This window comes from Desulfatibacillum alkenivorans DSM 16219, from assembly GCF_900142135.1.
Classification (GTDB): Bacteria; Desulfobacterota; Desulfobacteria; order Desulfobacterales; family Desulfatibacillaceae; genus Desulfatibacillum; species Desulfatibacillum alkenivorans.
Window position 1 is genome coordinate 100,386 of sequence record NZ_FQZU01000009.1, and the last position, 12,683, is coordinate 113,068.

12 protein-coding genes are annotated in these 12,683 nt (G+C 56.4%); 7 read left to right on the forward strand and 5 right to left on the reverse strand.

From position 1 onward, the window contains the following. Window positions 1-11: 11 nt before the first annotated feature. The 3 genes from BUE18_RS09925 to BUE18_RS09935 form a co-directional block, all read right to left on the reverse strand. Window positions 12-1,202, reverse strand: coding sequence for an ABC transporter permease subunit (locus tag BUE18_RS09925; RefSeq protein ID WP_073475308.1), 1,191 nt, complete (start codon window positions 1,200-1,202; stop codon window positions 12-14). A gap of 2 nt (window positions 1,203-1,204) precedes the next feature. Continuing rightward, complete coding sequence (locus BUE18_RS09930; RefSeq protein ID WP_073475310.1) at window positions 1,205-2,113, reverse strand: branched-chain amino acid ABC transporter permease; 909 nt, start codon at window positions 2,111-2,113, stop codon at window positions 1,205-1,207. A 96-nt stretch (window positions 2,114-2,209) separates the two neighbouring features. After that, window positions 2,210-3,415, reverse strand: coding sequence for a branched-chain amino acid ABC transporter substrate-binding protein (locus BUE18_RS09935; protein ID WP_139264668.1), 1,206 nt, complete (start codon window positions 3,413-3,415; stop codon window positions 2,210-2,212). 252 nt (window positions 3,416-3,667) lie between these two features. On the opposite strand from BUE18_RS09935, the gene BUE18_RS09940 reads away from it, so the two are divergent. The 4 genes from BUE18_RS09940 to BUE18_RS09955 all read left to right on the forward strand — a co-directional run bounded on the left by BUE18_RS09940 (window position 3,668) and on the right by BUE18_RS09955 (window position 6,659). Next, window positions 3,668-4,522, forward strand: a complete 855-nt coding sequence (locus tag BUE18_RS09940; RefSeq protein ID WP_073475313.1) for an NAD(+)/NADH kinase — start codon at window positions 3,668-3,670, stop codon at window positions 4,520-4,522. Continuing rightward, entirely contained in the window at window positions 4,522-5,142 is a 621-nt protein-coding gene (locus tag BUE18_RS09945) for an alpha/beta hydrolase (protein ID WP_083610912.1), read from the forward strand. The genes BUE18_RS09940 and BUE18_RS09945 overlap by 1 nt, the downstream gene beginning before the upstream one ends. Beyond that, window positions 5,139-5,834 carry a 2-C-methyl-D-erythritol 4-phosphate cytidylyltransferase gene (gene ispD, locus BUE18_RS09950; RefSeq protein ID WP_073475317.1) on the forward strand — a complete coding sequence of 232 codons (696 nt, stop codon included), beginning with the start codon at window positions 5,139-5,141 and terminating at the stop codon, window positions 5,832-5,834. The genes BUE18_RS09945 and ispD overlap by 4 nt, the downstream gene beginning before the upstream one ends. 342 nt (window positions 5,835-6,176) lie before the next feature. After that, a complete protein-coding gene (locus BUE18_RS09955; RefSeq protein WP_073475319.1) occupies window positions 6,177-6,659 on the forward strand; it encodes a GNAT family N-acetyltransferase in 483 nt (160 codons plus the stop codon). 11 nt (window positions 6,660-6,670) lie between these two features. Here BUE18_RS09955 and BUE18_RS09960 read toward each other — a convergent pair whose 3' ends face one another. Together BUE18_RS09960 and BUE18_RS09965 are read right to left on the reverse strand one after the other, a co-directional pair. Continuing rightward, on the reverse strand, window positions 6,671-7,111 hold the full coding sequence (locus BUE18_RS09960) for a hypothetical protein (RefSeq protein ID WP_073475321.1): 441 nt from the start codon (window positions 7,109-7,111) through the stop codon (window positions 6,671-6,673). Next, on the reverse strand, window positions 7,108-7,695 hold the full coding sequence (locus BUE18_RS09965) for a 5-formyltetrahydrofolate cyclo-ligase (protein WP_073475322.1): 588 nt from the start codon (window positions 7,693-7,695) through the stop codon (window positions 7,108-7,110). The genes BUE18_RS09960 and BUE18_RS09965 overlap by 4 nt, the downstream gene beginning before the upstream one ends. 216 nt (window positions 7,696-7,911) lie before the next feature. On the opposite strand from BUE18_RS09965, the gene serS reads away from it, so the two are divergent. From serS to BUE18_RS09980, 3 genes are read left to right on the forward strand one after another with little or no spacing between them, the layout of a single operon-like run. Next, window positions 7,912-9,186 carry a serine--tRNA ligase gene (serS, locus tag BUE18_RS09970; RefSeq protein WP_073475324.1) on the forward strand — a complete coding sequence of 425 codons (1,275 nt, stop codon included), beginning with the start codon at window positions 7,912-7,914 and terminating at the stop codon, window positions 9,184-9,186. Continuing rightward, window positions 9,183-10,688 carry a threonine synthase gene (gene thrC / locus BUE18_RS09975; protein ID WP_073475326.1) on the forward strand — a complete coding sequence of 502 codons (1,506 nt, stop codon included), beginning with the start codon at window positions 9,183-9,185 and terminating at the stop codon, window positions 10,686-10,688. Before serS ends, thrC begins: the two co-directional genes overlap by 4 nt. Before the next feature lie 16 nt (window positions 10,689-10,704). Further along, a complete protein-coding gene (locus tag BUE18_RS09980; RefSeq protein ID WP_073475328.1) occupies window positions 10,705-12,672 on the forward strand; it encodes a LysM peptidoglycan-binding domain-containing protein in 1,968 nt (655 codons plus the stop codon). Window positions 12,673-12,683 lie beyond the last annotated feature (11 nt).

Genomic DNA, 12,683 nt, shown 5'->3' on the forward strand with positions numbered 1-12,683 from the left:
TACCCCATCCGCTATTTGTGAATCGTATATTTTTGCCGCATGGCCGTGACAATGCCTGTGGGCCTGAACACCATCATGAGGACCATGGCGCCCCCGAACAGAATCATACGGTATTCGGAAAACTCCCGGAAATACTCCGGCAGCAGGACGATGATGCTGGCGCCCAGGATGACGCCCACCACCGAGCCCATGCCGCCCATGACGACAATGACCAGGATAAGCACCGACTCCCAGAATGAGAAGCTGGGCGGATTGATAAAGGTGCTTTTGGCGGCGAACACCACGCCCGCCATGCTGGCCCAGGTGGCGCCGAGCGCAAATGCCATGAGCTTGGTCTTGGTTCGGTCCACGCCCATGGCCTGGCAGGCGATTTCATCCTCCCGCAAGGCGATCCACGCCCTTCCTATCCGGGAGTTTTTCAATCGGGTCACGGCTATAATCGTCAATATCGCCAGAGCAAGAACCACATAATACATGAAGTCCGTTTTTTGGAATAAATCCATTTTTATGCCGAAAAAGGGCGGGCGGTCGATGTTGGCGATGCCGCTGGGCCCCATGGAGAACTCATTCCAGTTTTCCAGCACCAGACGGATGATTTCGCCAAACCCCAGGGTCACGATAGCCAGGTAGTCTCCCCGGAGCCTGAGCACGGGAAATCCCAGCGCCACCCCGAAGGCTGCGCCCAAAAAACCCGCCATGGGCAGGACGACCCAGAAATTGGCCCCGAAGTGATGGTTTAGCAGGGCGTAAGAGTATGCGCCCACCGCGTAAAAGGCCACGTAGCCGAGATCCAGGAGGCCGGCCAGCCCCACCACGATGTTCAGGCCCAGGCCCAACATCACGTAGATAAGCACGTTGGTCATGATGTTGGTGTTGTACATGTCGGCCCAGAACGGAATGGTAAGGGCGAAGGCTCCAACTAATGCAATGGCCGGGTACTTGATTTTGGGCTCTTCGGCGATCCGCTGCCCTATGGGCATACGGGCTTTGCCGGACTCCTCGGCCTTCTTCCCTTGATTGCGCCGGGCCAGCATGAACCGCCATAAAAAGGACAGGAAAAAGACGCCCACCCCAATATAGGCCATGTTCATCCACCGCCAGACCACGGTGTCCTCGATGGGGTTCACCTTGATCACCATGATGGGAAAGGTGAGGAACATGAACCAGATCGCCGCTTTGAGGGATTTAAGTATTTCTCCCATGATCAAACCTTTTGTATGTCAGACTTGCCCAACAATCCGGCGGGCCGGAAAATCAGGATTAAAACCAGCAGGGTGAATGCAAAGACGTCTTCGTAATCCGAAGACACATAGCCAGTGCCGAAACTTTCCGTACACCCCAGAACCAGGCCTCCCAGCATGGCGCCGGGAATACTGCCGATGCCTCCCAGCACCGCTGCCGTGAAGGCCTTAAGCCCCACGATAAAACCGATGAAAAAATTGATCTGCCCCATGTTGGAGGCGATGAGCACCGCGCCGACGGCCGCCAGGGAGGACCCTATGATAAAGGTGGCGGAAATCACCTTGTCCACGTTCACGCCCACCAGCATGGCCATGTTCCTGTCCTGGGCCGTGGCCCGCATGGCCTTGCCCGTGGTCGAGTACTTGATGAACAGGCTGAGCAAAATCATGACCACCGCACTGGTAAAAATGATGATGACTTCCGTGGCGGAAAGCACCTCGGAGATGTTTTCCAAAAAACCTTCTTCGGGAAACAGGTTTTTAAAGGGCATGAAGTTGGAAGTCTGAGCCAGGAGAACGTAATTCTGCAGGAAAATGGACATGCCTAACGCGCTGATCAAAGGAGACAGGCGAGGCGCCCCCCGCAAAGGCCTGTACGCGATCTTTTCCACTGTGTAGCCGTAGGAGGCCGACCAGACCACGGCCGCCGCCGAGGCCAGAATCAAAATCGACCACGCTGGAAAACCCGCCACGGTTAAAACGCCCGCCGCAATTAACGCCGTAAACGCTCCTATCATATATATTTCACCATGGGCGAAATTGATGAGTTCAATAATGCCGTACACCATGGTGTATCCCAGGGCGATAAGAGCGTAAATGCTGCCCTTGACCACCCCTCCCATTAATAATTCTTTAAAATAACCCCAGTCCATATCCCGCCTTTGGCCTCTTATTCGCCGGAAGCCCACAATATTCAGGGGCGGCCCGGAATCCGGACGCGCCCCCCTAATTGTCACACTGCCTTTTTGTTAGCCTTCCAGTTCCACGTACTTGCCGTTTTGGACCTGGTATACGGAGAATCCAACGCCGATGGCGTCGCCCCTGTCGTCAAACTTGATGATTCCAAGAGGCGTGGCCACGTACTCGTTGCGCAGCGCGTTGGAAACGGCTTCATAGTCGGTGCTTCCGGATTTGTCCACAGCGTTGAACAGGGCCAGAACCGCTGAGTAGGCGTTCAGATAGAATGCGCCGTAATCTTCGCCGTATTTTTCCTTGTGCAGCTTATCGGCTTCAATGGCCAGAGGGTTTTTGCTGGTGTCTTTGGGACCGGTGGCGTAAACGCCTTCTGCATAATCGCCGGCCACCTTGATGAAGGTGTCGTCTTTCACGCCGTCATCCGAGATGAAGATGGTGTCCATGTCCTTTTTACGCATCTGCATGACGATCTTGGACGCTTCAGGATGGTAACCGCCGAAGATGACGGCCTGTGCGCCGGAGCGGTTGATCTTCTGCACCACGGCGGAGTAATCCATGCCGCCCGGGGTGATGCCTTCGTACAGAACCACTTCCGCCTTGCCGGATTCTTCCAGGAACTTCTTGGCGAATTCAGCCAAGCCCTTGCCGTAGTCGCCCTTGTCGTGCAGCACGGCGATTTTGGTCAGGCCCAAAGTATCCAGAGCGAAATCCACTTCCAAACGCGCCTGGGCGTCGTCGGAGGCGATGGTGCGGAAGAAGTTGGGATAGTCCCCGCTTTGGGTCAGGTCCGGGTTGGTGGCGGAGGGGGAAATGGCGATGATGCCGGAGTCTTTATAAATGCCGAGGGCGGCTTTGGTGGCGCCGGAGCAGATATGCCCCACAACCAGGTCCACGTCCTCGCCCACCAGTTTGGTGGCGGCGTTGGTGGCCATTTCAGGCTTGCACGCGTCGTCTTCGGTGACCAGGATGACTTTGCGTCCGCCTACGCCCCCCTGGGTGGCGTTCACATGCTCAACCAGAATTTCGGCGGCCCGAACCGAGGGGATGCCGTAGGAAGCAAGATCGCCGGTGTGTGCGCCCGCCACAGCCAGCTTAAGAGGCTCCAATGCCCTGGGCACTTCCTTGACGACTTCCTTGATAACTTCCTTTTCTACTACCTTTTCTTCTCCTTGGCCGCAGCCAAACATCCCAAAGGCGGCAAGGCAGATGATTGCGATCAACGCAACGCCCTTGACCATTCTCCTCGATCCAGTTTTCATTTCCGTTCCTCCTTTTTAGTGGTCCCAAATTAAAACAGTCGCAGATCCATATTGAAAACAGCGAACAATAAATTCTCCAAATCAAACCCTAATGATAGAGTCAAGGCAAAAAAGCCTTTGGGTTCGATTGTTTGCATCTATCCTGAGCCGGGGGATTATTAAAAAGCGCTTGCCCCTGGACGGTCTACAATAGTATATCTTCTACCAACAGGCTTTTTGTATCAAGAAATTTTTTAGGTTACCTTACTTTTTATGAAAAAAATCGGAATATTTGCCAAAGTGCATGAAGAACCGCTTGAGATGGCGGACCAACTGCAGAAATGGCTGGTAAACCGCGATATTGAGGTTTTCAGGCGGGAAAGCTCCCCCCCTGTGCTGGATGTGACGCAAAGCAACCCCGGACACGCTCCCGCGGACTTGTCTTGCGTCATTGTGCTGGGCGGAGACGGCACCTTTCTGTCTGCGGCTCGGTGGATCGGAAATCAGGAAATTCCCATCCTGGGTGTAAAATTCGGCGCAGTGGGATTCCTGTCCGAAACCAGGAAGCAGGACTTGTATCCGGTTCTGGAGTCCGTCCTGACAAAGGATTTCACCACCCAGACAAGAACTCGCCTGCTGGCGACCGTCCGGGAAGACGAAAAAATCATCACCACCCAGACCGTGCTCAATGACGTGGTTATCAACAACGGAACCCTGGCCAGGCTGGCCAACGTAAACACCTATGTGGATGAAGAGTATCTGACCACATTCCGGGCTGACGGGCTGATCGTGGCCACCCCCACCGGATCCACGGCCTACTCCCTGGCTGCGGGAGGGCCTATTCTGGAGCCCCAGGTGGCGGCTATCGTTCTCACGCCCATCTGCCCCTTTACCTTGACCAACCGGCCCCTGATCGTCACGGACACGTCCACCATTTGCATGACCCTGGACGCCACGGCCATGGACGTCACCCTGACCTTCGACGGCCAAGCGGGCTTGAAGCTCAACGAGCACCACACCATCACCATTCAAAAAGCCCCGGTCCCCACAATCATGATCAAGGTTCCTGGCCAGTCGTATTTTGACGTCTTGAAAACCAAACTGCGATGGAGCGGAGGAAAGGTATAGTGGCGCAAACTCAGTCCGTTAAATTCAAATGTTTTGACCTGGAACTGGAAGGCCTCCTGGACGAACAGGACGGCGAAAAAGCCGTGGTGGTCACCCATCCCCACCCCCTGTACGGCGGAGACATGCATAATATCGTGGTGGACTCCCTGGCCAGAGCCTACGTGCAGTCCGGCTACACCTGCCTGCGGTTTAACTTCCGCGGCGTGGGTAAAAGCAAAGGCCTGCACGACGACGGCAACGGAGAACGCGACGACATCCTGGCCGCCGTGGCCTATCTGATGGACCTGGGAAAAAAGGACATCCACCTGGCCGGCTATTCCTTCGGCGCCTGGGTGGCGGCCCGGACCCAATGGAAGATTGAACCTCCGCCCCTGCTTATGGTGGCCCCGCCCGTGGACATGCTCAGCTTTGACGACGTGGAGTCGCTGCCCAGCCTGGAAATGGTGATCGTGGGAGAGCGGGACGAATTCGCTCCGCCCTATCTGATTCACGACAAGGTCCGGAAATGGAACCGCAGCGCCAAGATTATTGAAATCAAGGGCGAGGACCATTTTTTCTTTAACATGGCGCCGCAACTGGAATCCACGGTCATGCGCCATCTCCGGCAGCGCGAGTTATGATCTCCGCGGTCATTGTTGCAGGCGGAAGCGGACAGCGCATGGGCGCGTCCGTCCGCAAGCAATACCTCGAGGTTCTGGGCAGGCCCATCCTGGCCCGGACCATCGAGGTCTTTGACCAATGCCCGGAAGTGGACCGCATTATCCTGGTGGTCCCCCAAGACGATTACGCCCTGTGCCGGGAGCAAGTTCTCGCCCCCCTGACCCTTGCCACGCCCCTGGACCTGGCGCCCGGCGGCATTCGTCTTCGCCAGGAGTCCGTATACAACGGCCTTCGGGCCTGCGATCCCCAAACCGCCATCGCGGCCATACACGACGGGGTCCGGCCCTTTGTCACAGCGGAAGCCGTCTCCCGATGCGTCCAAGGCGCGGAAAAAAACGGCGCCTGCATGCTGGGCGTTCCCGCTTTCGACACCCTCAAACTGACCGACAATGACGGCCGGATTATCAAGACTGTTGACCGCGCCAATATGTGGCTGGCCCAGACGCCCCAGGCCTTTTCCTATCCCTTAATAATGGAGGCTCACGAAAAAGCCCTGGCCGACGGTTTTGAAGGCACGGACGACGCCTCTTTGGTTGAGCGCCTGGGCATGGCGGTGCACATCATCGAGGGCGGCCGGAACAATATAAAGATCACCACTCCCGAAGACCTGGCCCTGGCCCAAGCCCTGCTCAAAGCGGATTTGGACGCATAATAATCGCGCAGCAGCGAGGTCTCCCCGCCTGAAGCCGCGCGGTCTCCGCGCCCCCTAGTTGCGCGGCCTCCGCGCCCAAGGTATTCGCGAGATCTTCTCGCTGTATCGCAGGGCTTGCCCTGCCCATTCTTAGGGTGGCCCAGGCAAGGCTTTTTTTGCCTGGGTTCGCAGAACACAAGGCGCGGCCGGGAAAGTGCGCTGGAATTGGGTATGGCCGGCGGGTGAAATATCTTGCTTGAAACCGTTTTTTTTTGCAGTTGCGAGGTCTCCTCGCCTTAAGCCGCGCGGTCTCCGCGCAAACTGTTGTTCGTTTTTTGCACCACAATCAGGAGCCGATCCCCCATGAAAATCCGCAAAGCCAACCAAAACGACGTCCAAGTCCTCGTTTCCCTAATCCGTGCTTCCTTCAAGACCGTGGCGGACAGGTTCAACCTGACCCTGGAAAACTGCCCCAGGCATCCCTCCAATTGCACCTGGGATTGGATAAAAACCGCCCTGGATCAAGGCGTCCATTACTTTATTTTGGAGATGGATGGAGACGCTGTGGGCTGCTTCGCCCTGGAGCAGGCCGGGCCGGAGGTCTGCTATCTGGAGCGTCTGGCTGTGCTTCCAGGACGCCGCAACCAGGGCCTGGGCCGGGCTTTGGCGGATTTCGCCCTGGAGCAGGCGAAATCGCAGGGCTGCAAGCGTGTGGAAGTCGGCATCATAGCTGAGCAACTGGATTTAAGAGATTGGTACGCCAAAATCGGCTTTACGGAGAACGGCGAAAAAGAATTTCCGCACCTGCCCTTTCGGGCGGCGTTTATGGTCTACGCTTTATCGTGAGCAGGGGCGGGTCAGAATATTTTGGCGTAATAGGAAAAGGCCGAGACCTGCCGGCCCATGGTCCAGCCGGTGATGGGCGAGAACTTCATTTGGTAATAGCGGACGCCCTTACCGTCGGCGGGAGGTTTGCCGTCCACCAGGATTTCCACCCGGACGATGGGTTCTTGTTTGCCGCCTTTGGCTTTGATGGACGTGACGGCGACGTTCAGGCCGCTCAGTATTTCGTCCGCGCTTTGCTGAGCCAGATCCGGGTCTTTGGAATAATCCGTCCCTTCCCATTTGGCCAGGGCCTGGCGCGCATAATCCGAGGCGACCCACTTGCGGATGACTTCCTTACCTTGCGAATCCAAGGTTGTATTGCGCATGAACAGGCTGAAGACAGCCAATACCGCAACCACAATAACGGCGGCCACGGCTTTCCAGCCTGTCAGGGTGAATTCCACTTGGCTCATATTTTATAGATGACCCGCTCTTCCGTGATGATGATGTCAACGAATTTGTCGTGGGCTTCCATGGGCACCTGGCTGACCAGCTGATTTTCAAAGGCGATGGCCACCTTTCTGGTGGTGGCGGGCAGCAGGGGGATCAGCTTGTCGTAATAGCCTTCTCCGTAGCCGACGCGGCCGCCCCGTTCGTCAAATGCGACGCCTGGGATGATGGCCAGTTCGATAAAACGCAGAGGCACGGGCTTGCATATTTTGGGGTCCGGCTCTCTTTTTCCGCCGGAGCCGTCCCGCATATCGCCTTCCAGGTTGTCTATTTTGAAGGTAATGAATTCCTGGCGTTTGGGATGGACCACGGGAAGAAGGACCACCTTGCCCATGGAAAAACTTTCTTCGATCACGCCGGTGGAATCCGGTTCCTTGCGAAAAGGGCTGTATAACAGGATTGTCTTGGATTCCTGGAAATTGGCGAAATCCAGAAGGCTTTCCTGGATAGCGGAGCTTTTTTTCTCGTATTCCACTGAATCCATACCCTCACGGATATTCAGGATTTGGGTACGGACTTCACGTTTCTTGATCCTAACATCTTCCATATGGCTGTCTCCGTTGAGCCTTTTATGAAAATACAAGACTAGATTGATAACATATGCGGTTAATAAAGTCAACTTGCAATAATCATTGACTAAACTCAGATGCGCATGGTACTTCAAAATTATGGGAAACCCCGTGCGGGGTAATGCAATCCGACCTATTACTATATGGGCTCGCCCCAAGGGGACGGCCGATACAACGCATAAGGTAAGACAAAAATGCTTGATCTCAAGTATGTGCGAGCAAATTTAGATGCGGTGAAAACCGCTTTGGCCAATCGGAATCAGGAAACCCTGCTGGCGGGATTCGAAGATTTGGAGGCGGGACGCAGGACTGTTCTCGCCGAGGTGGAAGAACTCCGCCGCAAACGCAACGAGGTTTCCGGAACCATCGCCGTCATGAAGCGGGAAGGAAAAGACGCTGCGGATCTCATGGCGGACATGAAGGAAGTCTCCGGCAAAATCAAGGACCTGGAATCCGGGCTTAAGGAAAAGGAAGAAGCTCTTAACGAACTTCTTATGCGGATACCCAACATTCCGCATGAGTCCGTTCCCGTGGGCAAAGACGAAAACGACAACGTGGAGCTTAAAAGACACGGCGAACCCAAGAGTTTCGACTTTGAACCTCAAGCCCACTGGGACATCGGCGAGGGCCTGGGCATCCTGGATTTTGAAAGGGCCGCGCGCATCACCGGCTCCCGCTTCCCGTTGTATTTCGGAGACGGCGCATTGATGGAGCGGGCCCTCATCAATTTTATGCTCACGACCCATACCACCCGGCATGGATACAAAGAGGTGCTGCCGCCTTTTATCGTCAACAGAAAGACCATGACCGGCACGGGCCAGCTTCCCAAGTTTGAGGAGGACCTGTTTAAGCTGGAAGGATGGGAGTATTTTCTCATTCCCACGGCCGAAGTGCCCGTAACCAACATTCATGCCGAGGAAATCCTGGACGAAGAGGCTCTTCCCCTATATTACACGGCGTTCACCCCGTGCTTCCGGTCCGAGGCCGGGTCCGCCGGCAAGGACACCCGGGGCCTGATTCGCCAGCACCAGTTCAACAAGGTGGAGATGGTCAAGTTCTCCCATCCCGACAATTCCTACGACGAACTGGAAGGCATGCTGCAAAACGCCGAGACCATTCTCCAGGAGCTGGGTTTGCCCTATCGGGTTTTGAACCTTTGCACCGGAGACATCGGCTTCGGCGCGGCCAAGACCTACGACCTGGAAGTATGGATGCCCCAGCAGGGCGTGTATCGTGAAATCTCCTCGTGCAGCAACTGCGAGGATTTTCAGGCCCGCAGGGCCAATATTCGGTTTAAAAGCAAGGGTAAAAAAGGGACGTCCCACGTCCATACCCTCAATGGCTCCGGGCTGGCTGTGGGCAGATCCCTGGCCGCTATCCTTGAGAACTACCAGCAGGCGGACGGATCCGTTATCATCCCCGAAGTCCTGCGTCCGTTCATGGGCGGCAGGGAGGTTATAGAAAAATGAAGCTCCAGGATTTTCCCCAAGAGATAAGGGGAAGCATCCTGCCCAAACCGGGCGGGAAAATTATTTACCGGTGCCTGTCCTGCAACGAGGAATTCGGCATCGAAAAGCTGTTGTACACCTGCCCCAGCTGCGGCCAGGTGCTCTTGCTCCATGACATGGAGTTCGACCGGCTGAAGCAGCGCACTCCCGGGGAATGGCGCAAAATTCTGGACTATCGCAAGATGTCCAGCGAACCCGCCGTTTCCGGCATCTATCGCTATCATGAATTCATCGGACCCATTGTGCCGCTGGATTGCGTGGTCTACCTGGGCGAGGGGCACACCCCCCTGGTGGAGGCGGGCAAGCAGCTTCAGGAAAAGGCTGGGGGCCGCTTTTTTTATAAAAACGACGGGCAAAATCCCAGCGCCTCCTTTAAAGACCGGGGCATGGCAAGCGCCCTGTCATATATTAATTTTCTCATTAAATCCGAGCTGGTGAAAGACGTCCTGGCCGTGTGCGCCTCCACCGGAGACACATCCGCTTCGGCGGCCCTTTACGCCAGCTACCTGCAGCCGGACATCAAGTCGGCCGTGCTTTTGCCCCACGGCAAGGTCACGCCCCAGCAGCTGGGCCAACCCCTTGGCGCGGGCGCCCAGGTCTTTGAGATTCCAGGCGTGTTCGACGATTGCATGAAAGTGGTGGAAGCCCTGGCTGAAAATTATAACGTGGCTTTGCTGAATTCCAAAAACGCCTGGCGCATTTTGGGGCAGGAATCCTATTCCTATGAACTGGCGCAGGATTTTGACTACGACATGTCCAACAAGGTCGTATTCGTGCCCATTGGAAACGCTGGCAACATCACGGCCATCATGTCCGGCTTCCTGAAGTTTTACCGGTGCGGCATCATTGACGCTCTGCCCAAAGTGGTGGGCGTTCAGTCTCATCACGCCGACCCTGTTTACAAATATTACCTGGAGCCCGACGAGGACAAACGTAAGTTCGTTCCCGTGACCGTTGAACCCAGCGTGGCCCAGGCCGCCATGATCGGCAACCCGGTTTCCATGCCCAGGGTCATTTCCCTGGTCCGGGATTATAACGGGCAATCCGGGAAAAAGAACGTGTTCGTGGTCCAGGTGACCGAACAGCAAATCATGGATTGGCAGCTTACAGCCAACCGCTTCGGCCATGTGGCGTGCACCCAGGGAGGGGAGTGTCTCGCAGGCATGACCGCCGCCCTGAAGCAAGGCGTGATGGACTCCTCGGAAACCGCGGTGCTGGATTCCACGGCCCACGCCTTGAAGTTCTCCGGCTTTCAGGAAATGTATTTTGATGACGCCTTTCCGCCGGAATTCGGCGTAACGCCCAAACCCGAGCTTCAAAACCGGCCTGTTCTGGTCCGTCCTGCGGACCTGGAAAAGGTTCCGGCTCCGGGAAAACCCCTTGAAAGAGAAGAGTTTGAGCGGTTTGTTGAAAGAACCTCCCAGGATATTGCGGAAAAGCTCAATCTGTCGCCCAGGAAATAAAAATATTAACCGCTCCATGGCCGGACGGGGCCGCGGCTTTTTGCTGCTGGCCCTGGCCCTGGCGGTTTTTGCGCTTTCCGGGGCGGGGCGGTCCGCAGTCCTGTATAAGGATTATGAAATCCACAAAGCTTTCGGCGAGGACATTTTGTGCGACGCCTACGTAGTGCAGAAAGGCGACCACATTATTGAGCTGCTTCGCCTGCGGGGCCAGATTTCAGCCGAAGACTTCCCCGAGTTTCTCAGCATATTCAAAGCCATTAATCCCCACATCACGGACGTCAACAGAATATTCCCCGGCCAGTTTCTTTTGATCCCCCTGAAAAAGCTGCCCCCCGGATCCCTGCCGGAACAGGATATGGGCTCCGTCACCCTGCCGCTGGTCACCTCCCAGGTTCCGGAAGACACGCCTGCGGTCAAGCCTGAAGATTTAATCGAGCATTACGAAAAATACACGGTCAAGCGGGGAGACACCTTGTCGGGCATCATGAGCCCCCGCTTCGGCGGCGTGGGCTCGCCCTCCTATCTGGCCGCCATCGAGCGGTTCAAGGAGCTCAACCCCAATATTGAAAACGTCAACCGCATATACGCCGGGCAGCGGATCACTCTGCCCAAGACCGTCCCCATGGCCGCGCCCAAACCCGGCGCCATGGCCGCAGCCAGGCCCAAAGCGGCAGCAGCGGCCAGGCCTGTTCCCAAGCCCGGAGCCGCCGCAGCGTCCAAGACGCCGGCCAAGCCTGAGGCTGCTCCGAAAAAGAAACCGCGAAGCACGCCCAAATTCGACCCCACGCCGCGCGTGGAGCCTTTGACCGGGGATGGATTTCAATCGCCCGTCGCATTGCAGGACGGCCGGGCTCTGGAAGAGGACTCTCTGGCGCCCACGCAGGCTCTTAAACCCGCGCCCCTTCCCGGGGACATGGCCCCTGCACCTGAAAAGGCGTCGCCGGAAGACGCCCTTGAGCCGCTGAAGGGCGCCATCAGCGCCTTGGGCGGCATGGTCATGGATCAAGGCTATTATTATTTTCCCCGCATGGGAAAAGAGGACCTGAAGCTGGACCTTGAAAAACACCCCGTCATCCGGCTGCCGGACGGACGCTTTATGATGCTGGGGGAGCAGACCAGTCTCACCAGGGAAGAGCAGAAGGCGGTGACCGACATGTGGGGGCGCGTGGACGTCTTTGACCTTCCCCCCCAGGCCACGCCCGGCGGCATTTTGGGCGACGTCATGGCAAAGGCCGGCCTGAGCCCGGACAAGGTGGATTTGTCCTTTTTTGACGGCAACGTGGAAGTGACTGTGAACAGCCACCTGGTGCTGCCCGGACAGGGGCGGTATCAATATGTCGCCGTCACCTGGCTGGAGGACCCCAAGGAATTCTGCCACCCTGACATTGTCCGCTATTTCGCCGATAACGCGATCAAAATAGCCGACATCCTTCCCGAGGGCGCTCCACAAGTTGCCCAGGACGCCCCTAAAAACGAAAAGCACGCAGACACGGCCCTGCAGTTGCTTTTGGATCATCCCTCGCCCCGGATGACAATCGCCGCCTTGATGAAAGCTCTTGGCGCGGATTATAAGGAAAACTCGCCCTTTTCCTTTCCCTACGCCGGCTTTGAAGTGGAAACGGTCGTCAACCGGTTGAAAACCAAGGACGGCCGGGAGGTGCTTATTGATTTCGGAACCATGGGAGGCGAGGCCCACGACACCATCAGGAAGATGGGCTTTGAAGTCTACCGCATCACAAAGATGGACGATGCGCTTAACGGGTGCCGAAACATGGCCAGGGAGCTTCGCCTGGATTTTATGTGGGACCCGGAATACCTGGGCGCCAACCGTTCCAGGGACATCGCCCCCATTCTCAAAGTGCCGGGCCTGCTGATCGTCGAAGGCCGGTACAGGCCCGTGCTCGTGACAGACGAGCCTTTGCATGATATGATCACGGCGTTTCTTGTGGACAAGGGCGTGAGCGTAATCTTGGTTAAACAATAATTCGGAGGAAG

What these genes read in the sequence shown, in the direction of transcription:
- thrC (WP_073475326.1), top strand. Translation starts at nt 9,183, where the DNA reads ATGAAGCTCCAGGATTTTCCCCAAGAGATAAGGGGAAGCATCCTGCCC.
- BUE18_RS09980 (WP_073475328.1), top strand. Translation starts at nt 10,705, where the DNA reads ATGGCCGGACGGGGCCGCGGCTTTTTGCTGCTGGCCCTGGCCCTGGCG.
- ispD (WP_073475317.1), top strand. Translation starts at nt 5,139, where the DNA reads ATGATCTCCGCGGTCATTGTTGCAGGCGGAAGCGGACAGCGCATGGGC.
- serS (WP_073475324.1), top strand. Translation starts at nt 7,912, where the DNA reads ATGCTTGATCTCAAGTATGTGCGAGCAAATTTAGATGCGGTGAAAACC.
- BUE18_RS09935 (WP_139264668.1), bottom strand. Translation starts at nt 3,415, where the DNA reads ATGAAAACTGGATCGAGGAGAATGGTCAAGGGCGTTGCGTTGATCGCA.
- BUE18_RS09955 (WP_073475319.1), top strand. Translation starts at nt 6,177, where the DNA reads ATGAAAATCCGCAAAGCCAACCAAAACGACGTCCAAGTCCTCGTTTCC.
- BUE18_RS09930 (WP_073475310.1), bottom strand. Translation starts at nt 2,113, where the DNA reads ATGGACTGGGGTTATTTTAAAGAATTATTAATGGGAGGGGTGGTCAAG.
- BUE18_RS09965 (WP_073475322.1), bottom strand. Translation starts at nt 7,695, where the DNA reads ATGGAAGATGTTAGGATCAAGAAACGTGAAGTCCGTACCCAAATCCTG.
- BUE18_RS09940 (WP_073475313.1), top strand. Translation starts at nt 3,668, where the DNA reads ATGAAAAAAATCGGAATATTTGCCAAAGTGCATGAAGAACCGCTTGAG.
- BUE18_RS09925 (WP_073475308.1), bottom strand. Translation starts at nt 1,202, where the DNA reads ATGGGAGAAATACTTAAATCCCTCAAAGCGGCGATCTGGTTCATGTTC.
- BUE18_RS09960 (WP_073475321.1), bottom strand. Translation starts at nt 7,111, where the DNA reads ATGAGCCAAGTGGAATTCACCCTGACAGGCTGGAAAGCCGTGGCCGCC.